The following is a 22,152-nucleotide window of genomic DNA, read 5'->3' as shown; positions in this document are numbered from 1 at the left end:
CGTATTAGTGACCGACCTTCATATATTCTTCGAGAGTCTGTCCATTATTTTTAATTTGTGTGGCTGGACCGACACCAACATAACGGATGTGCCATGGTTCGTACGTGTATCCAGTCCGCGACTGGAATCCACGGTCATACCGGACGATGAATCCATACTTCGCTGCGTTGTTCGCAATCCATTTTCCTTCTTTTGTATCACCCAGTGCTGCCGTCAATCCATTGCCGACACTTGGAGCCGAGATGTCAAACACAAGTCCGGTCTGGTGTTCACTGTGACCAGGACGGGCCGAGTACTGATCGGCTGCTTCTTTTCCGTCACGTGCGACATAGTTGTTGTACAGCACCGTTTGACGTGCGCCCGAGCGGAAACCGCTGACGGCATTCAATGTGATATTGGCTGCTTTCGCGTCTGCGAACATTTTTTCCATTTGTTTCGCTGCCGGTGCCCGCATGTAACTTTGTTCAAGCACACCGGAATAAGAGAAGCTGACGTCAGGTACGACTAGATCCGACGGCTTGTAATCGATCGGTAAGCTGTACTTTTTGTTGACGACGACTAACTCGCCGAGGGACAGATCGGCTTTCGTATCCGATTTATCAACGTCCGGTGTCTCCGACTCCGGTTTTGATGGTTTCGACGGTTCCGGATCCTGTGCAGAGTCGGTTTTCCCGTCGTCTTTTTTCTCTTCTGCTGTCTCATCGGTTTTGTCTTCCGTTGTTGATTCATCCGCCTTGTCTTCAGCGGCTTTTTCCTCAGCTGCCTTTTCTTCTGCTGCTTTTTCTTCCGCAGCTTTCTTGTCGGCGGCTGCCTGTTCTTCTGCTTTTTTCTCAGCTTCTGCTTGTGCCTCGGCTTCTTTTTTCGCTTCGGCTGCTTCTTTTTCTTTTGCTACTTCGGCATCACTTTTTTCATTATCTTGTGCGACCTTTTCGTCTGCGTTTTGATTCGCCTGTTCTTCTGTTTTTGTGTCTTTTTCCGCTTCCTGATCCCCAGGATTACAACCTGCAAGGAGGAGCGCCAATGTACTGACTGCTACGATTTTTTTCATTTTCATTTCCCCACTTCCTTGGTGCTATTCTATGTTACCTCTAATCGAGCGATTAGAAAAGCCCTCACGCAAGAAATCCTGCTGAGGGCTGAGGGTTAATTCGAGATGAGGACGGCGTCATCGGCACGCATCTGTTCATAGATGGCATGCCAGTTCGGAAAGACTTTCGGCAGACGGATCGGCCGGAAGTTTTCTTTTTTGACGACGACGTGCGTTGTCTTGGCCGACACGGCCAGTTGACCGTCGGCATTCTTCACTTCATATCCATAAATCGTCCGTAAGCCGTCATAATGGTCGATCCAGACAGAGACGTGTGCTACGTCGCCGTATGTCAACGACCGTTTGTAGTCGAGGTTGACGTTCGTGACGGGTGAGACATATCCCTCTTCTTCCATTTCCTTATAATCGAGTCCGAGCGACTTGATCATTTCCGTCCGTGCAATCTCCAGATACACGAGATAGTTGGAATGATAGACGATCCCCATCATATCGGTTTCGGCGTAACGAACTGGTATTTCAATCGTGTGCATGTAACTTCCCCCTTAAAAATCCTCTTTTTCAAGATAGGACCATTCTGAACCGCTTAAGCTAAGTTTGTCAATTAATCGGACGGATTGTTTGGCAATCGCCCGTTCGACGATCGTAATCGCTGCGCGGGCATTGCCGTTCGGTACCGTCTCAATCATTTGCTCGAGCGCCTGTTTCGCATCATCCGTCAACTGATAGCCATACTGCGCAGCATAGTTGATGATGATTTCGATCAGCTCGTCCTTCGCGTAATTCGGGAAGTGGAACTCGCGCTTAAACCGGGACTTCAGTCCGGGATTGCTGGCGAGTAACGCCTGCATCGGTTGCTCGTAGCCGGCGAGGACGACGACCAGATTATCGGCATGTTTCGTCATCTCGTCGACGAGCGTATCGATCGCTTCCTTGCCGAAGTCGTTTGCTCCGCCGTTCAGCGCATAAGCTTCATCGATGAACAAGACACCGCCGAGTGCGTCACGGATTACGTCCCGCGTCTGTTTCGCCGTTTGACCGACATAACCCGAGACGAGATCGGCGCGACTGACGACTTTCAGATGCCCGCGCTTCAAGTAACCGCACTGCTGCAAGACGTCCGCATAAAGCGCTGCGACCGTCGTTTTTCCGGTTCCGCTGTTTCCGCTGAAGACGGCATGGAGTTCGACCGGCAAGACTTTAAAGCCCGCCTCCTGCCGGCGTTTTTGCATCGACAACAAGGCTTGGATCTGTTTGATTTCTGCTTTAAGCGGCTGAAGTCCGACGAGTTGGTTCAGCCGTTCTTCGACCGTACTGTCGTCTGAGGCGACAAGCTCAAAATCGCTTTGTTCAAGCAGGGCAAAATCCTCATGACTGGCACTCTCTCCGAGGCTTGCGCCTTTTTTAAAGATTGCGTCGAGGACGATGTTTCGGACCGCCCGTCCGTTTCCGAAACTGGCATCCACGCGTTCCCGTTCGAGCCGGGACAGCAACGCCCGTTCTGCCTGCTCCGTCAGGACATAGTCATTCGCAGTCGCAATCGAGCGTCCGATTTCAAGTAACTCCGTATCGGTATAGTCCGCCAGCAGATAATGGTTCGATTCCGGGAACCGGCTTCGCAAACCGGGATTGGCCTTTAAGAAGTCCCGCATCTCTTCCGGATAACCGGCGAGAACAACGGCGAACCGTCCTGCATATTCACCGCTCGTCATTGCGGCGACGAGCGTATCGATTGCTGCCTGTCCATAATCGTTGCCGCTCTGACCGGCCCGTTTCAAGGCATAGGCTTCATCGATGAACAAGACCCCGCCGACAGCTTCGCGGACTTTACTCATGACCTGTTCTTCCGTCTGTCCGACAAACGCTCCGACGAGTGACGACCGGTCCGTCTCAACGACTTCCGGACGCTCGAGCAGTCCAAGCTCGTGGTAAATCTTCGCCATCAGCCGGGCGAGCGTCGTCTTCCCGGTTCCGGGATTCCCCATGAAGATCATGTGGAGCGACGGTTGATCACTCGAACGGTACCCGTCCGACGTCCGTTTTTGCTGATACTTCAAAAAACGGTACATCTGATGGACCCGCAGTTTGATATCCTCCAGTCCGATCATCGCATCGAGTTCTTCAAGCGCCGACCGTTCGACCTGTTTGATCTCTGCCGGCAACAAGGACACGACACGGCGTAGGTCTTGGATTGCCGTCGCCTTCAGCTCTGTCATCTCCCGGAAGGCATCGCGGGAATAAAACCGTTCCTGTAAGCTGTCGAGAAACTCCGTCGCAATCTGTTCGAGCGTCGCGCTCGACAACAGCAAGGCTTTGCCGGCTTCAAACAATTCCGACCACCGTGCAGCATCCATCCGGCGCAACCGTTCCGTTTGTTCGACGACCTGCTCCGTTTCATGCAGGATTTGTCCCGCCTGTTGGATCAATTCCTTTGTCGCCGAGCGTTTGGCATTGGCATTGTCCGTTTCCCGAATCGTCGGGAATGTATTGGCGACCAGCAGTTGGTAGCTGCTTTGCAACTGTTGTTCGATCAGCAGCTGTTCCAGTCGTTCCGGCAGGCGGTCGTGTTGACGGATTTCCTGCATCCAACTCTCGGCCAACGCATCGATCCGTCCGGTCATGATATACCGGTGCTCGACCAGCAACGCTAAAATCCGGACGAGTGCCCCGGTTTCCTGCAACAGACGGCTGCTTTGCGCATAACGTAAGGCCAGGACTTCCTCGACCTTCGCGCCGCCTTCCCACGCCTCGATTTGTTTGAACATCTCCTCTTTTGAGAACGTCTCCATCTTTGTTAATCCCTCCTACTTCTCGAAAAAACCGACTTTGACCGTCACGATGTGACGCTCCAGTCGGTTTCTCATCATTTAGCTTTTAACCAGTTCGGGTCGAATGTATCCAGTGTCTCGAGTTTCTGCATCTTGACGGAATAAAACAGCTTTCCGTTGTTGCGGGACTCGGCTCCGAGTACTTTTGACCGGTCGGACGCGACATAGTAGGTCGCTTCTTCGGCATTATCGTCTTTATCGAAGAAAGATGGATACTGCTTGATCCATTCTTTCGGCACCGTGCTCGACGGCTCTTTTTTGACGAAGACGTCGGCTGCATTGCCGGCAATGTCCGCTTCCCCTTCGACTTGACCAAAGTCACCGTCTTCGATGAACTTGAGGATCTGTTCGTTGAATCCGCGTGACAAGAACGGACGCGGTGCACTGACGCTCTTCGATGCTTCCGTTTCGTTCAACAACTTACCGTCCGCATTGTATTCCCGGAACATCTTCCCGTCCCAGATCGCCATCGTTCCCTTTGATGGACCGTCGATGACTTCTGTCCGGAAACGTCCTTTATCATCAAAAACGACTTCATACGTCCGTGTTTCGAGTGCATCTTCCGTCGTCGACAATTTCTTTTCGACATACTGGATGCGCGACATCGTATAAAACGGTTTGACCGGTTCGGCTTTATCTTCATTAGCGGTCTGTGTCTTATTCAAAAGGTAAAAATTATAGGCAAGGAGTATCGCCATTGCCACGATTGCGACTGCAATCCATGTGCTCGTTCGTTTCGTCATGCCATGTACACCATCCTAAATTTGTCTCGTTTCATGTTAATGGTATCGGTTTTAGGCTTAGAATACAAAGGGTTTGTCCAAGATTTACGCATTTCTGAGGAAATACGTCAGACTTTTGAACAATTACCTGGTTTTTTCAAAAGCTGGCCATCTGCATACAAAAACCGAACTGCTGATGAACGGCAGTCCGGTACGCTTAATCTGTTTTCGGTTCGAGTGAGACAATCATCGATTCATCGACGAGGTAATACGTGTGATGGGGCAGCTCGCGTAAATAACCTTGTTCAAACAATTTCGCACAATCGACTTGAAACGTCTTCGAGTACGGTTTGAGAGGTAACTTGCGCTCTTTGTCGAAATACCGGTCGACGGCGACCTGGACATGATCCATCTCGTAAACGGTCGCGCGGTCCTTCGCTTCCATGATCGCAAACGTCTCGCGTGACATATAGAAGACCTGCGTCGAACGGACACCCAGGTGCGGTGCCAGTCGCGCCATATCGATCCGTTGTTCCTGATCGAGTAAAATCGTTCGGTTCGTTCCTTTGGGCAACGCCAGTTCAAAATCGTGTGTCGCCCGTTTGACTTCATCGAGCGTGACATCGCGAACGGGCAACGGCGGTTCTTCTTTTGCTTGAAACCATTTCTTAAAGCGGTTCACGGTCTCGCCCCTTTCTGCATCAAAAAAGGTGGGGTTGCCCCCACCTCAAACGTTAATGTAAACGGTTTAGTTTTGCAAGCGTTCGCGGAGAACCATCGGTAGGATTCCACCGTGACGGTAGTAATCGATATCGACTTCTGAATCGAAACGAGCGATTGCTTCGAACTTCGTGACTTTTCCGTCAGCGGCTGTCGCTGTGACTTCGACGACGTCACGTGGACGAACTGACTCGTCGATCGCGATGCTGATCGCTTCTTCGCCTGTTAAGCCAAGCGATTCAGCCGATGTGCCGGCCGCGTATTGGAGTGGCAAGACACCCATCATGACGAGGTTCGAACGGTGAATCCGCTCAAAGCTCTCGGCGATGACGGCTTTGACACCAAGAAGGTTTGTACCTTTCGCTGCCCAGTCACGTGATGAACCCATCCCGTAATCTTTACCAGCGAGGATGACAAGACCTGTGCCATCTTCTTTGTACTTCATCGCAGCATCGTACATTGCCATCGTTTCGCCTGTTGGCCAGTACGTCGTGAAGCCGCCTTCTGTACCTGGAGCGACTTGGTTACGGATCCGGATGTTCGCGAATGTTCCGCGCATCATGATCTCGTGGTTACCACGGCGTGAACCGTATGAGTTGAAGTCTTTTGGTGCAACCCCTTTGTTGACGAGGTATTGTCCGGCTGGTGTCGTTTTCGAGAACGAACCGGCTGGTGAGATGTGGTCCGTCGTGACGGAATCCGCAAATTTACCGAACACACGGAGGTTATTCAACGCTTCGACGTGACCGGCTTCTTTCGCCAAGTTCTCGAAGAACGGCGGGTTCTGGATGTATGTCGACGCTTCGTCGAAGTCATACTGATCGCCTGTCGGCACGTCAAGGTTGTTCCAACGTTCGTTTCCTGTGAAGACTGAATCGTACTCCGCACGGAAGCTTTCCGGTGTGACGACCGTGTTGATGATCGTTTGGATTTCGTCACGTGACGGCCAGATGTCCGCGAAGAAGACTTCTTGTCCGTCTTTGCCTGTTCCGAGTGACGCGTTCATGATGTCCACGTCAACCGTTCCGGCAATCGCATACGCGACGACGAGTGGTGGTGATGCCAAGTAGTTGGCTTTCACGAGCGGGTGAACCCGTCCTTCGAAGTTCCGGTTTCCTGAGAGGACAGACGAGACGAGCAGGTCTGATCCGAGGATCGCGTTTTCGACGGCAAGGTCAAGTGGACCCGAGTTTCCGATACATGTCGTACAACCGTAACCAACTGTGTTGAAGCCGAGTTGATCGAGGTACGGCTGAAGTCCTGATTTCTCAAGGTAATCCGTAACAACTTTTGATCCCGGTGCAAGTGATGTCTTGACGTATTTCGGAACCGTCAGTCCAAGATCGATTGCTTTTTTCGCAACGAGTCCGGCACCGATCATGACGTACGGGTTCGATGTGTTCGTACAGCTCGTGATTGCTGCAATCGCGAGGTCTCCCGTACGCATCTCAACCGCTTCGTCTTTAAATTGAACGACAGCGACTTTGCTTGCTTCTTCTTCAGCAAGACCAAAACCGGCATTTCCTTGTGGTGCTGTCAACGCTTTTTGGAATGACGTGTGCACGTCCGTCAAATCGATCCGGTCTTGTGGACGTTTTGGTCCGGCAAGGGCAGGAACGATTGTCGACAGATCAAGTTCAACCGTCTTCGTGAACGTTGGATCTTCATTTTGCGGCGTGTAGAACAAGCCGTTTGCTTTTGAGTAGTTTTCGACTTTTTCGATCAACGCTTCTTCGCGTCCTGTCAGACGGAGGTACGTCAACGTTTCCGTATCAACCGGGAAGAATCCGCATGTCGCACCGTATTCAGGCGCCATGTTGGCGATTGTCGCGCGGTCAGACAGTGACATCAGGTGAAGGGATGGTCCGAAGAACTCAACGAATTTCCCGACAACGTTTTCTTGACGCAGCATTTCCGTCACGCGGAGGGCAACGTCCGTTGCTGTTGTTCCAGGATGCATTTCGCCCGTGATGCGGACACCGATGACTTCAGGAACCGGGAAGAATGACGGTTGTCCGAGCATGCCGGCTTCCGCTTCGATTCCACCGACACCCCAACCAAGGACACCGAGTCCGTTGATCATCGTCGTGTGGGAATCCGTTCCGACGAGTGTATCCGGATAGACGTCAACTGAACCGTCAGCCGTTTCTTTTTCAAGGACGACCGATGCCAAGTACTCAAGGTTGACTTGGTGGACGATTCCTGTTGCCGGCGGGACAGCACGGTAGTTGTCGAATGCCGTTGTCGCCCAGCGTAACAGTTTGTAACGTTCTTCGTTGCGTTCGAACTCAAGATCCATGTTCTCAGCGAGTGCGCCGGCGAATCCGTAAGCATCGACTTGAACCGAGTGGTCAACGACGAGGTCAACCGGAACTTCCGGATTGATGACCGATGGATCGCCACCGAGGTCCTGCATCGCTTTACGGAGTGACGCGAGGTCGACGACTGTCGGAACACCCGTGAAATCTTGTAAGATGACGCGTGACGGTTTGAACGGCACATCGATATCATTCGACACTTGGGCAGTTCCCCATTTCGCCAAGTTTTCGACATGTTCTTGTGTGATCGAACGACCGTCTTGTTGACGAAGAACGGATTCAAGCAGCACACGGATGGAATATGGAAGGCGTTTGACTTCCGTCAGACCGAGTTCTTCCAATTTTTCAAGGCTGTAATAGTTGTAATTTTTACCGTTTGCTTCAAACGAACGGCGTGCACCAAACACGTCTTGCGTTGGTTGCGTTTGCTTCATGCTGATTCCCCCTTTAAGTGTTGACGACATCAAGCCCCTGATACCGCTTACTTGTACAGCTCTATCATAGTATAATATGGGTCTCGTTACAATTTGAAAGAACAAAAGACCTTCGATAAGTTTTACTTATCGGCTAATTGAGAAGCTATATCAATCATATGCTTACAACGACGTACCGTTTCTAGTTTTTAATGGTTCTGTTACGGGTACTACTAAATTGTAGAACGACATCAGAACTTTCTGGAGGCGGAAATTATGGCACAATATAAAAACAACGATGCAACACACGTCGTGACGACGATTGTTTTTCATGATTTGGAAAAGGCAAAAACCGGTTTTGAAATGATCAAGGACCTCGAAGCGATCAAAGAGATTGAAATGGAACAGATGGTCCTCGCCGAGCGCAATGAGACGGACGGCTTCTCCTTCATCGATGCGATCGACTTCACGCAACAGGATCAATCGTTTAAAGGCTCGTTGATCGGAATGGCGGTCGGCGTTGTCGGCGGACCGTTCGGCATGCTCGTCGGTTCCGTCGCTGGATACCTGATCGGGGCGAATCGTGACGAAAAAAACGAACGCGATTCGTTTGATTTGTTTAACCGGACACTCAACCAGATCAATCCCGACCACTACGGCGTCATCATCATCAGTGAGGTCAACGAGGATTCGGAAGCGATCAACGCGATTGCGGCGGAACTCGGAGCGACCGTGCGCCGGACCGGTGAAACGTTTACGGATGAGACGGTTTAATTGAAAAAAGATTGTTGCTTCGTCCCCGTTGTTTCGGGGGCGTTTTTTATTTCCGAAAACATTCTTATGCGTGACAGATAACCAACATTAAATAAACGTTAAAGCATATCGATGCAACAACTTACGTAACCATTCATCTGAAAGCTCAATCTTGTCAGTGGACTTCGCTAAATCCTCGATCAGTATATTCTCAGGAAAATACAGACGCAGTATAGACAGGCTGTCCTCAATGGTGGACGCAAAACTTTGATCTTTTACATTAACGTTCAAGTAAGCGCCACGAATCATCCGTTTTACAAGGGATCTTTTTTCCATCCGAGTCATCTCGCCGGCCTCTAGTTTTTCATGAGCCATTCGTAGCTCAACGGATAAATCTTGATTCAAAGCACGACTAATGCGCACGTCCGGTTTCATATCTGGAAATTGATCAGATAAGTCGAAACCATCTATACAGGAACAGACGTGACGTATCCAAAAGCCCCATTCGTAAAGATTCTCAGGACTGAGCACTGTATCAAGGATGCCTATGTCGTAATCAACTTTAATAATTTCAGGATGCCGCTCCAACAAGTCTTCTGTTTCTTCTCTTAAAGCGTCAATGTGAACAGTCTCTCTTACAATAACCGTCAAATCTAAATCCGATTTTCCTGCAACGGCTGTACCGCGACCGATACTGCCATATACGTATACGCTGTGAAGTACTTCGCCAAACTGTTTTTTCAACAAGCCTATCACTTCGTCAATGACAGGACGATACATCACTTGTATACGCATTCTACTCGTCTGATTAATAATATAGCCGGCCTCATCGGTGCCAAGTCGTGTAGGTAATTGCATTTAATCGACACCTCCAACTCATTTCTGTTCAGGAAAATTCAACATCATCTACGATAACCATTGGTAAATTGATACAATATTATCAAATGATTAACCCCGTCTTCAGCAAAGACAACTTACTTTTTCTAGTAAACTCTTTTGTTAACTCCGAGATGCTTACTACTATCGGTAATACCATCTTAACTGACTATAAAGTGAAGGCGAACTAACGTACATATATAAAAATAAGAACTATGATGAAATGAGGAATTCCTTTCTATGAAATTATTACCTCCAAAACCCTTTTATTATGAAGGTGGAAAAAAAGCTGTTCTGCTCTTACATTCCTTCACCAGTAATCCGAATGATATGAAAAAGCTTGGAAGCTATTTGCAGCAAAATCAGTACTCCTGCTACGCCCCGACACTCAGTGGACATGGTCTGCCGGCAGAAGAACTTCTGAACTACGGACCAGCCGACTGGTGGCAAGATGCCCTCGACGGTTATCAACTGTTGCAAGACAAAGGATTTGAACATATAGCAGTCGTCGGTCTCTCACTGGGTGGTGTTCTTGCTTTAAAAACAGCACAGGAGTTGCAGATCAACGGTGTAGTCACCATGTCCGTACCCATGTATAAGGAAGCAGCCGTTCTAAAAGAACGAATATTTTATTATGCCCGGCGGTATAAACAGCTCGAAGGAAAAGAGGACCAGCAGATTGCATCTGAAATGGCTGAACTGGATCACCTCCCTTTTGAATCGCTGACCCACTTCGAACACCTCATTAATCAGACGAGAGATCAGTTGGCACGTATTACCTCGCCTGTTCATGTCCTGTACGGGGAAATGGATGACCCCTCGTACAAGACGAGTGCCGAGAAGATTTTCCAAAGCGTAACTTCGGATCAAAAAACGATTAAAGGATTTGCGCATTCGAAACATTTAATGACGTTAGGGAAAGACATGAACGAAATCAACCAAGACATTCTTACTTTTTTAAATGAACTGAAATGGTGAAGTATTCCCCCATCCTAAAGGCAACCCGTACGATACGGGCTGCCTTTTTTCATGCTGCTGTATGAATCTCGGCTCTTGTAATCAGAAACCAATCAAAACAATTGACGCCATAAAAAACAGATGGTATATTTATCTCGAATTAAAGATATATGATTTGAAGATAAAAAGAGGTGAACGAAATGGAACAGCCGAATCCGAACTTAAAAGCACTGACAGTCATGGTTCGCGCAGTCGACGCGCTTCATGAAGTCATCAAACAGGATGTTGCGAAGTCCGGACTAAATCCGACTGATTTTTCCGTACTCGAGTTGTTGTATCACAAAGGAAGGCAACCGATTCAGCTGATTGGGAAAAAAGTATTGATTACCAGCGGCAGCATCACCTATGTCATCGATAAGCTCGAAAAAAAGAACTACGTCGTCCGCCAAGCCTGTCCGGAGGATCGGCGCGTGACATTTGCGGAACTCACCACAGAAGGTCAAACGTTAATGGATACGATTTTTCCGGAACATGAACAAGCCATTAATCAGGTTTTCCAAGGGATTGACCAGGCGGAAATTGAATTGTTCATTAAGACTGCTAAAAAAATAGGCTACCAAGCCCAAAATAATTAAATTTTTTTACCTATATATCTCGAATTCGAGATAATAACGATTAAGGGAGCGATTTAGATGAATGAATTAAAAGGAATCCACCACGTCACGGCCATCACAAGCAGTGCCGAGAAAAACTATGAGTTCTTCACAAACGTCTTAGGCATGCGTTTGGTCAAGAAAACTGTTAACCAGGACGATATTCAGACCTATCATTTATTCTTCGCTGACGATAAAGGATCAGCCGGTACCGATATGACGTTCTTCGACTTCCCGGGCATTCCAAAAGGAACACACGGAACAAATGAAATCTTTAAAACCGCTTTCCGCGTGCCGACGGACGAAGCACTCCACTACTGGATCAAACGATTTGATAAATACGATGTGAAGCATCGCGGCATTAAAGAACAGTTCGGTAAGAAGACCCTCTCGTTCGTCGATTTCGATGACCAGCAGTATATGCTGATTTCAGACGAGCATAACGAAGGCATTGCCTCCGGAACTCCGTGGCAAAACGGTCCGGTTCCATTAGAATTCGCCATCACCGGCTTAGGTCCAATCCACATCCGGATTGCCGAATTTGACCGGTTAAAAGAAGTCTTAGAAAAAGCGATGCTGATGCGAGAAATTGATCAAGCAGGATCACTGCATTTGTTTGAAATGGGTCAAGGCGGTAACGGAGCACAGGTCGTCGTCGAACATAACCTCCTCCTTCCGAGCGGACGCCAAGGATTCGGAACCGTCCATCACGTGGCGTTCCGGGTGGAAGATACAGCCGCTTTAAATGAATGGATCGAACGGATGCACAACTTACAATTCAACACATCAGGCTACGTCGATCGTTTCTTCTTCGAATCGTTGTATGCACGTGTCGCACGCGGCGTCCTGTTCGAATGGGCAACAGATGGTCCCGGTTTCTTGGGTGATGAGCCGTATGAAACAGTCGGAGAGAAATTATCGTTACCACCGTTCCTCGAATCGCAACGTCAACAAATCGAACAAATGGTCCGCCCGATCGATACCGTCCGCAGCACACGCAAGATCGAAAAAGAATATTTATGATCCGGAGGGATTAAATTGAGTATGTTCAAGAATTTATTTGGTTCGAAGAAAACACCACAACAAGAGGAGGAAACGAACATGACAAAATTAAACATCGGAATTATCTTAGGATCCACACGTGAAGGTCGCTTAAGCCCACAGGTCGGGAACTGGGTGAAAGAGCTGGCGGACAACCGCGGAGACGCCAACTATACGATCATTGACATCGCCGACTACAAATTGCCGCTGCTCGGCGAAAAGGACGGCGATGCATCCGGTGCAGCTGCATGGTCTGAAGCGATTGCCGCTCAGGATGGATTTGTGTTCATCACACAGGAATACAACCACTCGATTTCCGCTTCATTGAAAAATGCCCTCGATTATCTCCGTGTCGAGTGGAACAACAAAGCAGCCGGTATCGTCTCCTACGGTTCAGTCGGCGGCGCACGCGCAGCAGAACATTTACGCGGTATTTTAGGCGAATTATTGATCGCAGACGTCCGGGTCCACCCTGCCCTCTCGCTGTTCACTGACTTTGAGAATGGAGCCGTGTTAAAAGCGGCACCGGTTCAAGCAGATTCCGTTAATCAAATGCTCGATCAAGTCATCCCTTGGGCTGGCGCTTTAAAAACGATTCGTTGATTATTCCATTCCCTTTAAAGAATATTTGAATACAGGCAAAAAAATGAGAGAACTCCTTATCTTTGGGAGTTCTCTCATTTTTCATTTGTTGTCTTCCGTCCACGTATCGACATACGAAACCACGTACTCTTTTTTCGTTCGACTGTACTTCGTTTCGAAGTAATAGAGGACATTCTCTTTCTGGTTCAAGACAGAATACGAATACGTCTTGTACGCTTTTGGAAAAACAGGCTGTTTTTTACCGGCTTGCTTTCCGGCTTTTGAATAGTCGATATACGCGACTCTCTCATATTTCCCAATCCCTGTTCCCGTCAGCACGCCATCCAACTGTTTTTTCGTCATCCCTTTTTTAATCTTTTGATCGTTATAGACACGTTTGGAATTGACAGCAGATGAGTCAAACCAATGTTTTTCGACGAGTTTTAACTGCTTACTGTGTTCTTTTGATTTAAATACGAGCAACATGCGGACGGTTTGGAACGTCACTTCATCCGGATTGTCCGATTCATTCGATACCTTTGCATCTGGGTACAGATAGAACTCATACTTCAAATATTTCAGCTTTCCGCTTTTATCGTATGTGTTGGAATCGTTCAATTCACCACTGCACAAAAGATTAACTTTCACCTCATCTTCCGGGCGGTCACACAGGTGTTTTTTATAGTTTTTGCCATACATGACTTTCGCAACACTGGTCATCGAGGCGTTCATTTTCAGCTTTTTAAAAGTGTCATGTTGTGTTTCCTTTTTCGTTTTCGCCACGGCTTCGTTTGACGGAAAACCTGTCAACATCAGACCTAATGAGACAGACAAAACAACCAGTAACTTGATGACGTTTTTCATGTTAACACTCTCCTTCAACAACGTTAATCAACCGAAAGTAAATCATTGAATTGAATGATGTGACTGCCCTTTTTCGCATAGTATTCAATCATTTCCGGAAGTTTCTTTTTATTGTAACTCGTGATGCCGTCCGTAATCACCGTCACGTCGTAATCCAGTTTACGTAAGTTAAAGCAAGTCGATTTGACACAAGCCGTCGCGTCTCCACCGGTCAGATAAAAGTCGGTGATGTCGTTTTGCTCAATGAATGCTGCGAACGCTTCGCTTGTTAAGGCGTTGCCCTTATATTTCGTGAAAATGTGATCCGACACGATCTTCAAATCAGGTGCCACGTGTCCCGGTTTTAAACGTTCTCGTTCCGGCCGATAAATTTTCATGCCGGATGTAGACCACATGCATGTTTTGTTCAACTGCCCAGTCAATCGACTGATTGATCGTCCCGATGACTTCTTTGTAGTTTTTTGTCATGTCATTTTGAATATCGATGACGACTAAAGCTTTTTTTGGCATGTGGGTTCCTCCTGATGAATAAACGGATTTTTAGTTTTGATGATGTTTTGCTTCCGATTCGGATCGGATAACGTACACTTGAGGTAAGAAGCACATTCAAGGAGGCATGCCCCGTGAAAGAAAAATACTACTTTGACGTTTTTCCTGAACTGACGAGCGAACGGCTCCTCTTAAGAGAAATCCGGTTAAGCGAAGCGAACCACATGATTGAAATTACGGTCTACGATGGTCATCAGGCACAGAACAGCCGGGATGTCATCCGGATTTTGAGTCAGATTGCCCTCGATTACCTCAACGGGGACGGCATTACGTGGGGACTGTATTTAAAGTCGACTGGCGAATTCATCGGGAACTGCTGTTTTTGTAGAGGCTATCAAAATAACATCGCCGAAATTGGATATGTATTAAAACCGGACTTTCGGGGTTACGGCTATATGACAGAAGCCGTTAAAACAGTTACCCGGTTCGGACTCCAGGACATGAAGGTCTCACAGGTTTGCGCCTATACCGAGCTTGAAAATCACGCCTCGCAATCCGTGCTTCTAAAAGCCGGATTCGTAAAGAGTACGCATGACGAAGACACGTATAAGTTCATTTCTCCCTGACTCCTCTTGTGAAAGCAAACACCTTGCAACCTTCTGATTCATTTCCAATCAAAAGGTTGCATTTTGGTATGTCTACTGTTTTTAAGAACGTTCACTCCGGCTTCCGCCAATCACTTCGCCTTAAAGTTATAAAGCGGCTTGATGACTTTAAGTAACTCGACCGTATCCATCGTGTTCCGGATGATTTCCTCCATCGGCTTATAGACGAATGGTGACTCATCACGTGTCGATTCGACGACCGAACTCGACCAGACGTCCTGCATCGTCGCTTCAAACGCTTTCAGATCAACGGATTTAAATGCTTTCGAACGGGACATGATCCGTCCTGCCCCATGTGGTGCCGAATAGTTCCAGTCCGGATTACCTTTTCCTTTGACGATCAGTGAACCGTCGCGCATATTCATCGGAATGATGGCGACTTCACCGGCTTGCGCTGAAATCGCACCTTTTCGGAGAATCATTTGTTCGAGATCAATGTAATTATGGATCGTATCGAACTGTTCCGTGACCGACCAGCCCATCGCTTCAACAATGACCTCCGTCATCGCTTGACGGTTCAGTGCCGCGTAGCGTTGGGCGATTTTTAAGTCATGCAGGTAGTTGTCCATATCAGAACCGGACACGTACGCTAAATCTTTATTCGTTTCATTGAACTGACTCTTCAACTCGACCAGAGTCGATTGGATGTCCTGCTCCCGTCCCTGTTCTTTCAGCGATGCGACGATCGCCTCGGTATCGACGGTGAATTGTGACGCTTCCGCCAACTTTTGATAATGCTCGGCAATCGTTTTTCCGAGATTCCGGCTGCCGGAATGAATCACGAGGTAGAGATTGTCTTCCTCGTCTGTATTCAGCTCGATGAAATGATTCCCGCCGCCTAACGTGCCGATCGACAATCGGGCGCGTGTTTCGTTAAACGGTGCCAATACTTGATCAAACGGAATCTGTTCCGATAACCGGTGCGGCTGTTTGCGGACCGACATGCCGCTCGGAACCAGTGCCTGAATCGCAGCATCCAACTTCTCATAATCGACGCCGGCTGTTCCTTCACGGTTGATTTGTGTACATAACATGCCGCAGCCAATGTCGACACCGACGAGATTCGGCACCACTTTATCGTGAATCCGCATCGTCGTGCCGATGACCGAGCCCTTGCCGGCATGACAATCGGGCATGATGCGGACATTGCCGTCGACAGCAATGTTTTCGTTCAGCATCCCCGTCACTTGCTCAATCGTCATGTCATCGACATTGTGTGTAAAAATCTTCGCTTCGCCGTACTTTCCGCGAATCGTCTTCATTTCATCCTCCCCCTTACCTTCCTGTCTCTTATTCAAGTATCCTATAAAATCCCTTTTTTAACAATTCGTTCTTACTCGTGGACAATTGAGACCCATTGTTGGGTCAACGCCGATTGACCGTCTTCCGTCAACCAGACTAGAGCCGTCGTACTCGTCGCGTCCGGTAACCTTTCCCGCACCAGTCCCGTCATATCGAGCTCATGGAGCGTACTTTCCGGTAACAGTGTCACCGCTTGTCCACTGCGGACAAGTCCAATCAAGGTCAAGACGTCGGAACAGGTCTCCTGCGAGACGACCCCGAACTGCTGGCTGAGCGTCTGAAAGACACCAAGTCCTTCCTGACTCGGAATGATGACGTCGGCGTCCGGAAAATCGGGATGATGGACTCGGTAAAACGGTTCTTCTTCCATCCACTCGATCGTGACACCTTGTGCCTCAATCGGCAGCCGGACGAGTGCCACGTCGATCGCATGATCCTTCAAACGATCAATCAAGGCAGCAGACTCGCCCTGATGAATTTGCAACGTGATCCGGGGATGTCGTCGTTTCATCTCTTGCACCCATCCCGTCAATCGACCGGCGGATAACGTATTGACGCCGATCCGTAAGATGCCGGTCCGTCCTTCCTTGATGTCACTGACTTCAATCCGGGTTTCCGCTTCATACCGCAACAAGGAGACGGCGCGTTCATACAGCCGCTCGCCGCTCGCCGTGATCCGGATGCCGCGTCCCGCCCGTTCAATCAGCCGTACACCAAGCAACTCTTCCATCTTCCGAATTTGTTGGGTCAACGCAGGCTGTGCCATCCGCAGTCGTTCCGCCGCCCGTGTGACGGATTGTTCTTCGACGACCGCGCAAAAATACCGATATTGGCGTAAATCCATATTCATCATCTCTTTCATATGTTTTCAGTCATAAATATGTATGAATCATAACATCAATCATATGATACGATGCTGAAATCAGCGATTTTTAAAGGAGACGATTTTTGTGAAACGTACGACGTCCACGGTCCAGTGGATTATTTTCTTATTAGCCAATACGATTGCCTTGCCAATCGTCGTCGCGAGCCTGTTTGATCTCTCGAGTGTCGAGACGGCCGCACTTGTCCAACGCTCCTTCTTTGTCGGAGGAATTGCCTGTTTTCTCCATGGATTGTTCGGTCACCGTTTACCGATCGTGTCCGGTCCTGCCGGTTCATGGGTCAGCATCTTTGTCGTCATCGCCGCGTTGCCGGTCGATTCAAAGACGGCCTTCACGATTGCGATGGCCGCTGTCGTCATTGCCGGCGTTGTCTTGATTTTCCTCGGGTTGACGGGATGGACCCGTTTTTTATTACCGGTCTTTACGCCGCTCGTCAGCGGAACGTTTTTGCTTTTATTATGTATTCAACTGACCGGCGTCATGCTTGGTGCCGTTCTCGCCGTCGAAGCAACACGTCTTGCCGGCATTCTGACATTCCTGCTTGTCCTCGGACTCAGTCAATTTGGTCCGACCCGCCTCCGTCCGTTCGCCTTGATGATCGGAATAGTCGTCGGCTGGTTGGTCAGCCGTCCGTCGTTACCGGAAGCGTCCGGTGTCTTTGCCGTTCCGACCGCGTTACCGTTCGGGATGCCGCAATTTGATGGCAGTGCTTTTCTGGTCGCGATTCCGTTTGCGATTCTTTTAATCGTCAACTTGATTGCCGCGTTAAGCGCCGTCGAAGCGACGATTCAGAAAAAAGGGGCCTTGAATCAGGGGCTGACGGTTGAAGGGATCATTCACTTGATCGCGGCGACGTTCTCGACGCTCGTTCCGGTCCCGTTGCCAATCACAAGTGGTTTCATCGCCCAGACAGGAAGTAAGGAACGCCGGCCGTTTTTAATTGCCTCACTTGTCATCGCCTTGGTCGGGTTTTTCCCGAGCATCATCGGCATCATCGCGACATTGCCTCGCAGTGTCGCCAGTGCGGCTTTGCTCGCAACGTTACCGCACATGTTCCTGATTGCCTGGCAGTCCGCTGAAAGCAGCATGACGAACAGCCGTCGCAAACATGCCTTTGCGATTTGTGCCGTCATCGGAATCAGCATTCTGTTGCAATCGACGGTTTTGGCGGAAATCCTGCCGCTGACGTTACGTCCGTTCTTCAGTAACGGCTTATTGATCGGGACGATGCTTGTGCTTGGGTTTGAAGTCATCGAACGTTTCCGTTCACGACGTGATGCTCAATCAGAACGACTTGCCAGTTAATCTGTAGTCAACGTAAAATCCCCACTTTCTCGCAAAACGCGACAAAGTGGGGATTTTGTGTTTGAAATCATATGAAAGCAGTCCATTACACTCGGCTTCTTCCCGTGACTCCTACAGGAAAAAGCGCGTGCTTTTCGCGCTGTTAGAGACAAACGAGACCCGGCTCCTCGTCCGAAAGGAACAGGCGCCGCGGCTCGTGTCTCGCCTGAGGAAAGCACGGGAAAGGAAGACGAGTTTCACTTCAGTTCACTTCAGTTCACTTCATTTCACCGTACCTCACGCCACCATCTGCGTGTTTCACTGGCCGCGGTGACACTTTCACCGATCATCGGTGTCACGACCGACACCTCATATTTTACGGCTTCTTTCAGCAAACGTTCGACCGGTTCGTACCACGGATGAAACGCCAGCGTAAACGCCGACCAGTGGACCGGAATCAGCACGTCCCCTTTAACATCGAGATGCGCAGCGAGTGTCTGTTCCGGCAACATGTGTGAACTCGACCACCGGGTATCGTATTGGCCACATTCCATGATGGTGACATCAAACGGACCATACTGTTCCCCGATCGCCTTAAAGTGTGGACCGTAGCCACTGTCTCCGCTGAAGAAGACTTTCTTCGATCCCTCAATTACCCATGACGCCCAAAGCGTCGAAAATTGATCAAGACCATTTCGTCCCGAATAGTGCCGGGCGGGTGTTGCCGTCAATCGGAGACCATTCGTCTCGACCGATTCGTGCCAATCGAGTTCCGTAATCCGGTCCGGATCTACACCCCAGCCTTTTAGGCGGCTTGCGACACCAAGCGGGACGATGAATCGCCCGACCCGGTCTTTTAACGCCAAGATCGAATGATAATCCAAGTGATCGTAATGGTCATGCGAATAGATGACAAGATCAATCGGCGGCAACGCATCGAGATCGACCGGTGCCGTCGTTTGGAATCGTCCGCCTCCGAGTTTCGGGAACGGTGACGGGGCACGGCCGAGCATCGGATCAAAGAAAATCGTCTGTTGATCGAGTTCAAGCAGGAACGCCGAATGTCCGAACCAGGTCACCCGCGGCTCGGTTCCGTCCGTCCGTCGTTCAAACGGTACGACCGGTAACGGCTTGACCGGCTTTAACGACGGTAATTCCCGACCGTAATCTTTTAAAATACTTTTCATTGTCTCCCATTCCATCTTCAGTTGGAACGGTAATTCATTTTGAAACTTTCCGTTCGAAAACTGACGCGAACGCGTATACTGCTGTTGATCTGCTTTTGACGGCCGGCGACCGAATAACGGATAACGGGTCATGAAGACCGCTCCAAAGACGCCGAGTCCGGCTAATGCTGCTACTGTTTTTTTCATTTTCTTCACCTCTTTGATATCACCAGTATAGCATCGGCGATTTTTAAAGCGGTAATGAACAAACTTCACTTTTCACAAAAAAGACGTAAAACTGAGATACTCAGTTTTACGTCTACTGTTTTAGTCTAAATCGTCCGCTTTCCATTTTGAACGATCGCTTTTATCGTGATCGGATTCGTGTTCCGACTCATAATCGTTGACACCCGGATTTTCAACTTTTCCATCATGCCGGTGCCCTTCGTCATGCAGGTGGTCGCGTGAATGGTCATGATTATGTCCATGGTCATGGTCATGATCGTCATGTCGGTCTTTTGCGAACAGCGCGATTCCACCCCGCTCGACTTCTTGATAATGTTGTTCTGCCTCTTGATCGGAATGCCCCACCCGCTTTAATGTTTCACGCAGTGGCGGTTCGTGACTGAATTTTGATTTGATCTGGTCGATCCATGACGCACCGGACGCCTCATCCGCTGCTTCGTCCCGTCCAACCACTGAAAAATCGGAGTCCTTGTGACCTTGCTCTTTTAACGCTTGCATTTTCTGATGTAAGCTCGACTCATCATGAAAAATTCCGATAAATTTCTTTGCCATCGTCAACACCATTCCTCTCAAAGAGATATGAATTTACAGACTTCAATTTTTACCCTTGTTTCGTCATCTCAAAACGAAAAAAAGACGTGTCTTCCGCTGAATCGGAAAAACACGTCTCACTTCGATTAATCTTTGAGTAACTGTGGTGAATCAACAAGCGTGATGACACCGTCATTTTTCTGAACGAATCGTTCGTAAACGAAGTCGTTGGCAAACAACAGAACCGGATTTTCCCAACGGTCGTAGACAAGGACGGTCCGTGAATCCGTCAACTTCTTGACTTCACTGATTTCCGTCACCTTGACCCACTTCGCGACTTGGAAGTTCGCCGCATCTTTTAAGATGTCAACGCCGTACTCCCCTTTAAGGCGGTGTTCGAAGACTTCAAATTGAAGTTGTCCGATCGCGCCGAGGATGATCTCGTTGTATTCGGTCTTGTAGACCTGAATCGCTCCCTCTTGGGCGAGTTGTTCCACACCTTTTTGGAACTGTTTTGATTTCAGTGCGTTTTTCGTAAAGACTTTGAGGAACAATTCCGGTGCAAATGTCGGCAATGCTTCGTACTGAAGACTTGGATCACCGTTCGTGATCGTGTCGCCGATTTGATAGTTGCCGGAATCATACAGACCGATGACATCTCCCGCAAACGCTTCGTTGACCGTTTCCCGCTCGTCTGCCATGAACTGCGTCGATTGGGATAACTTCATTTTTTTGCCGGTCCGCGTCAGGACGACTTCCATCCCGCGGTCGAATTTTCCGGTACAGATCCGCACGAAGGCAATCCGGTCACGGTGATTCGGGTTCATGTTCGCTTGAATCTTGAAGACAAAGCCGCTGAAGAATTCTTGTGCCGGCTCGATTTGTCCTTTGTTCGACTCACGTGGTGTCGGCGACGGTGACAAGTTGAGGTAATGCTCAAGCAACGGTGTGATTCCGAAGTCAACCAGGGCAGAACCGAAGAAGACCGGTGTCAATTCACCTTTCGCAATCAACTCTTCGTCATACGCATTTCCCGCTCCGTCGAGCAGATCGACTTCATCCACCAATGTATCGTACATCTCGTTGTTGATCGTTGACGCCAACTGGTCGTTCGCGAGTCCTTCTTCACCAAGATCAATCGTCAGACGGTCGTTCTTGAAGCAATGGAACTTCTCGTTGACGCGGTCATAGACGCCTTCAAACTGTTGTCCTGATCCTGCAGGCCATGTAACAGCAACCGACGGAATCCCGAGAACTTCTTCGAGCTCTTCCATCAATTCGAGCGGGTCACGCGCTTGACGGTCCATCTTGTTGATGAACGTAAAGATCGGAATCCCGCGCATCCGACAGACTTGGAATAGTTTTTTCGTTTGCGACTCGATCCCTTTTGCGGCATCGATGACCATGATCGCTGAGTCAACGGCTGTCAGGATCCGGTACGTATCTTCCCCGAAATCGGAGTGACCCGGTGTATCCATGATCGAGACGATTTTTTTGTCATACTCAAACTGCATGACGGATGATGTAACGGAGATTCCCCGTTGTTTTTCGATCTCCATCCAGTCGGATTTCGCAAATTTCGAGTTTTTCCGCGCTTTGACCGATCCGGCTTCACGAATCGCGCCACCGTGGAGTAAGAATTTTTCAGTTAATGTCGTTTTCCCGGCATCCGGGTGGGAAATAATTCCGAAGATCCGGCGTTTCTCGACTTCGGTTTGGAGTAATTTTGTCATGTAGGGTAATTCCTTTCACCTATATATTAAAAATCTTCTTAAAAAGTGGTTACCTCGCTCATTTTCGCAACTAGTCTATC

General features: G+C 48.9%; 22 protein-coding genes. 7 read left to right on the top strand and 15 right to left on the bottom strand.

Annotated features, from left to right (window positions below):
• Positions 1 to 4 precede the first annotated feature (4 nt).
• The 6 genes from D3D03_RS02405 to acnA all read right to left on the bottom strand — a co-directional run bounded on the left by D3D03_RS02405 (position 5) and on the right by acnA (position 8,067).
• A complete protein-coding gene (locus tag D3D03_RS02405) occupies positions 5 to 1,054 on the bottom strand; it encodes a M15 family metallopeptidase (RefSeq protein WP_233550617.1) in 1,050 nt (349 codons plus the stop codon).
• 89 nt (positions 1,055 to 1,143) lie between these two features.
• Positions 1,144 to 1,578: an acyl-CoA thioesterase gene (locus tag D3D03_RS02400; RefSeq protein WP_026833348.1), complete on the bottom strand. Its 435-nt coding sequence runs from the start codon at positions 1,576 to 1,578 to the stop codon at positions 1,144 to 1,146.
• A gap of 12 nt (positions 1,579 to 1,590) precedes the next feature.
• Positions 1,591 to 3,834 carry an AAA family ATPase gene (locus tag D3D03_RS02395; RefSeq protein WP_026833349.1) on the bottom strand — a complete coding sequence of 748 codons (2,244 nt, stop codon included), beginning with the start codon at positions 3,832 to 3,834 and terminating at the stop codon, positions 1,591 to 1,593.
• A 74-nt stretch (positions 3,835 to 3,908) separates the two neighbouring features.
• On the bottom strand, positions 3,909 to 4,616 hold the full coding sequence (locus D3D03_RS02390) for a hypothetical protein (protein WP_026833350.1): 708 nt from the start codon (positions 4,614 to 4,616) through the stop codon (positions 3,909 to 3,911).
• A 196-nt stretch (positions 4,617 to 4,812) separates the two neighbouring features.
• Positions 4,813 to 5,277 (bottom strand): DUF3939 domain-containing protein, encoded by a 465-nt coding sequence (locus D3D03_RS02385; RefSeq protein ID WP_026833351.1) that lies wholly within the window; start codon positions 5,275 to 5,277, stop codon positions 4,813 to 4,815.
• Positions 5,278 to 5,343: 66 nt separating this feature from the next.
• Positions 5,344 to 8,067, bottom strand: coding sequence for an aconitate hydratase AcnA (gene acnA / locus D3D03_RS02380; protein WP_026833352.1), 2,724 nt, complete (start codon positions 8,065 to 8,067; stop codon positions 5,344 to 5,346).
• A gap of 255 nt (positions 8,068 to 8,322) precedes the next feature.
• Here acnA and D3D03_RS02375 point away from each other — a divergent pair, with 255 nt between their 5' ends.
• On the top strand, positions 8,323 to 8,820 hold the full coding sequence (locus D3D03_RS02375; RefSeq protein WP_119922603.1) for a hypothetical protein: 498 nt from the start codon (positions 8,323 to 8,325) through the stop codon (positions 8,818 to 8,820).
• 87 nt (positions 8,821 to 8,907) lie between these two features.
• On the opposite strand, the gene D3D03_RS02370 is transcribed toward D3D03_RS02375, so the two are convergent.
• On the bottom strand, positions 8,908 to 9,657 hold the full coding sequence (locus D3D03_RS02370; protein WP_119922602.1) for a nucleotidyltransferase domain-containing protein: 750 nt from the start codon (positions 9,655 to 9,657) through the stop codon (positions 8,908 to 8,910).
• 258 nt (positions 9,658 to 9,915) lie between these two features.
• Between D3D03_RS02370 and D3D03_RS02365 the strand changes: the two genes are divergently transcribed.
• The 4 genes from D3D03_RS02365 (at position 9,916) to D3D03_RS02350 (ending at position 12,929) form a co-directional block, all read left to right on the top strand.
• A complete protein-coding gene (locus tag D3D03_RS02365) occupies positions 9,916 to 10,653 on the top strand; it encodes an alpha/beta hydrolase (protein WP_119922601.1) in 738 nt (245 codons plus the stop codon).
• Between the two features lie 179 nt (positions 10,654 to 10,832).
• Positions 10,833 to 11,267 (top strand): MarR family winged helix-turn-helix transcriptional regulator, encoded by a 435-nt coding sequence (locus D3D03_RS02360; RefSeq protein ID WP_012370037.1) that lies wholly within the window; start codon positions 10,833 to 10,835, stop codon positions 11,265 to 11,267.
• Between the two features lie 57 nt (positions 11,268 to 11,324).
• Positions 11,325 to 12,308: a ring-cleaving dioxygenase gene (locus tag D3D03_RS02355; protein WP_119922600.1), complete on the top strand. Its 984-nt coding sequence runs from the start codon at positions 11,325 to 11,327 to the stop codon at positions 12,306 to 12,308.
• 78 nt (positions 12,309 to 12,386) lie between these two features.
• Positions 12,387 to 12,929, top strand: a complete 543-nt coding sequence (locus tag D3D03_RS02350; protein WP_119923083.1) for an NADPH-dependent FMN reductase — start codon at positions 12,387 to 12,389, stop codon at positions 12,927 to 12,929.
• Positions 12,930 to 13,010: 81 nt separating this feature from the next.
• Here the strand turns inward: D3D03_RS02350 and D3D03_RS02345 are convergent, their stop codons facing one another.
• From D3D03_RS02345 to D3D03_RS16950, 3 genes are read right to left on the bottom strand one after another with little or no spacing between them, the layout of a single operon-like run.
• Positions 13,011 to 13,772 (bottom strand): hypothetical protein, encoded by a 762-nt coding sequence (locus tag D3D03_RS02345; protein ID WP_119922599.1) that lies wholly within the window; start codon positions 13,770 to 13,772, stop codon positions 13,011 to 13,013.
• A gap of 23 nt (positions 13,773 to 13,795) precedes the next feature.
• Complete coding sequence (locus D3D03_RS02340) at positions 13,796 to 14,149, bottom strand: isochorismatase family protein (protein WP_255415500.1); 354 nt, start codon at positions 14,147 to 14,149, stop codon at positions 13,796 to 13,798.
• Positions 14,094 to 14,282 (bottom strand): isochorismatase family protein, encoded by a 189-nt coding sequence (locus D3D03_RS16950; RefSeq protein WP_255415499.1) that lies wholly within the window; start codon positions 14,280 to 14,282, stop codon positions 14,094 to 14,096. The genes D3D03_RS02340 and D3D03_RS16950 overlap by 56 nt, the downstream gene beginning before the upstream one ends.
• A gap of 113 nt (positions 14,283 to 14,395) precedes the next feature.
• On the opposite strand from D3D03_RS16950, the gene D3D03_RS02335 reads away from it, so the two are divergent.
• Complete coding sequence (locus tag D3D03_RS02335) at positions 14,396 to 14,887, top strand: GNAT family N-acetyltransferase (RefSeq protein ID WP_119922598.1); 492 nt, start codon at positions 14,396 to 14,398, stop codon at positions 14,885 to 14,887.
• Positions 14,888 to 14,997: 110 nt separating this feature from the next.
• On the opposite strand, the gene D3D03_RS02330 is transcribed toward D3D03_RS02335, so the two are convergent.
• Positions 14,998 to 16,188: an RtcB family protein gene (locus tag D3D03_RS02330; protein WP_119922597.1), complete on the bottom strand. Its 1,191-nt coding sequence runs from the start codon at positions 16,186 to 16,188 to the stop codon at positions 14,998 to 15,000.
• Between the two features lie 71 nt (positions 16,189 to 16,259).
• Entirely contained in the window at positions 16,260 to 17,072 is an 813-nt protein-coding gene (locus tag D3D03_RS02325) for a LysR family transcriptional regulator (protein WP_119922596.1), read from the bottom strand.
• A 106-nt stretch (positions 17,073 to 17,178) separates the two neighbouring features.
• On the opposite strand from D3D03_RS02325, the gene D3D03_RS02320 reads away from it, so the two are divergent.
• Positions 17,179 to 18,417 carry a purine/pyrimidine permease gene (locus D3D03_RS02320; RefSeq protein ID WP_119922595.1) on the top strand — a complete coding sequence of 413 codons (1,239 nt, stop codon included), beginning with the start codon at positions 17,179 to 17,181 and terminating at the stop codon, positions 18,415 to 18,417.
• 266 nt (positions 18,418 to 18,683) lie between these two features.
• Here the strand turns inward: D3D03_RS02320 and D3D03_RS02315 are convergent, their stop codons facing one another.
• From D3D03_RS02315 to D3D03_RS02305, 3 genes are all read right to left on the bottom strand, one after another.
• Positions 18,684 to 19,769, bottom strand: coding sequence for an MBL fold metallo-hydrolase (locus tag D3D03_RS02315; RefSeq protein ID WP_119922594.1), 1,086 nt, complete (start codon positions 19,767 to 19,769; stop codon positions 18,684 to 18,686).
• A 120-nt stretch (positions 19,770 to 19,889) separates the two neighbouring features.
• Positions 19,890 to 20,360 (bottom strand): general stress protein, encoded by a 471-nt coding sequence (locus D3D03_RS02310; RefSeq protein WP_233550616.1) that lies wholly within the window; start codon positions 20,358 to 20,360, stop codon positions 19,890 to 19,892.
• 125 nt (positions 20,361 to 20,485) lie between these two features.
• Entirely contained in the window at positions 20,486 to 22,072 is a 1,587-nt protein-coding gene (locus D3D03_RS02305) for a peptide chain release factor 3 (protein ID WP_026833367.1), read from the bottom strand.
• Positions 22,073 to 22,152: the final 80 nt, after the last annotated feature.

This window comes from Exiguobacterium sp. RIT452, assembly GCF_003598705.1.
GTDB classification, from domain to species: Bacteria; Bacillota; Bacilli; order Exiguobacteriales; family Exiguobacteriaceae; genus Exiguobacterium_A; species Exiguobacterium_A undae.
Note: the sequence above shows the minus strand (reverse complement) of the source record. Positions and strands in the feature narration are given on the sequence as shown.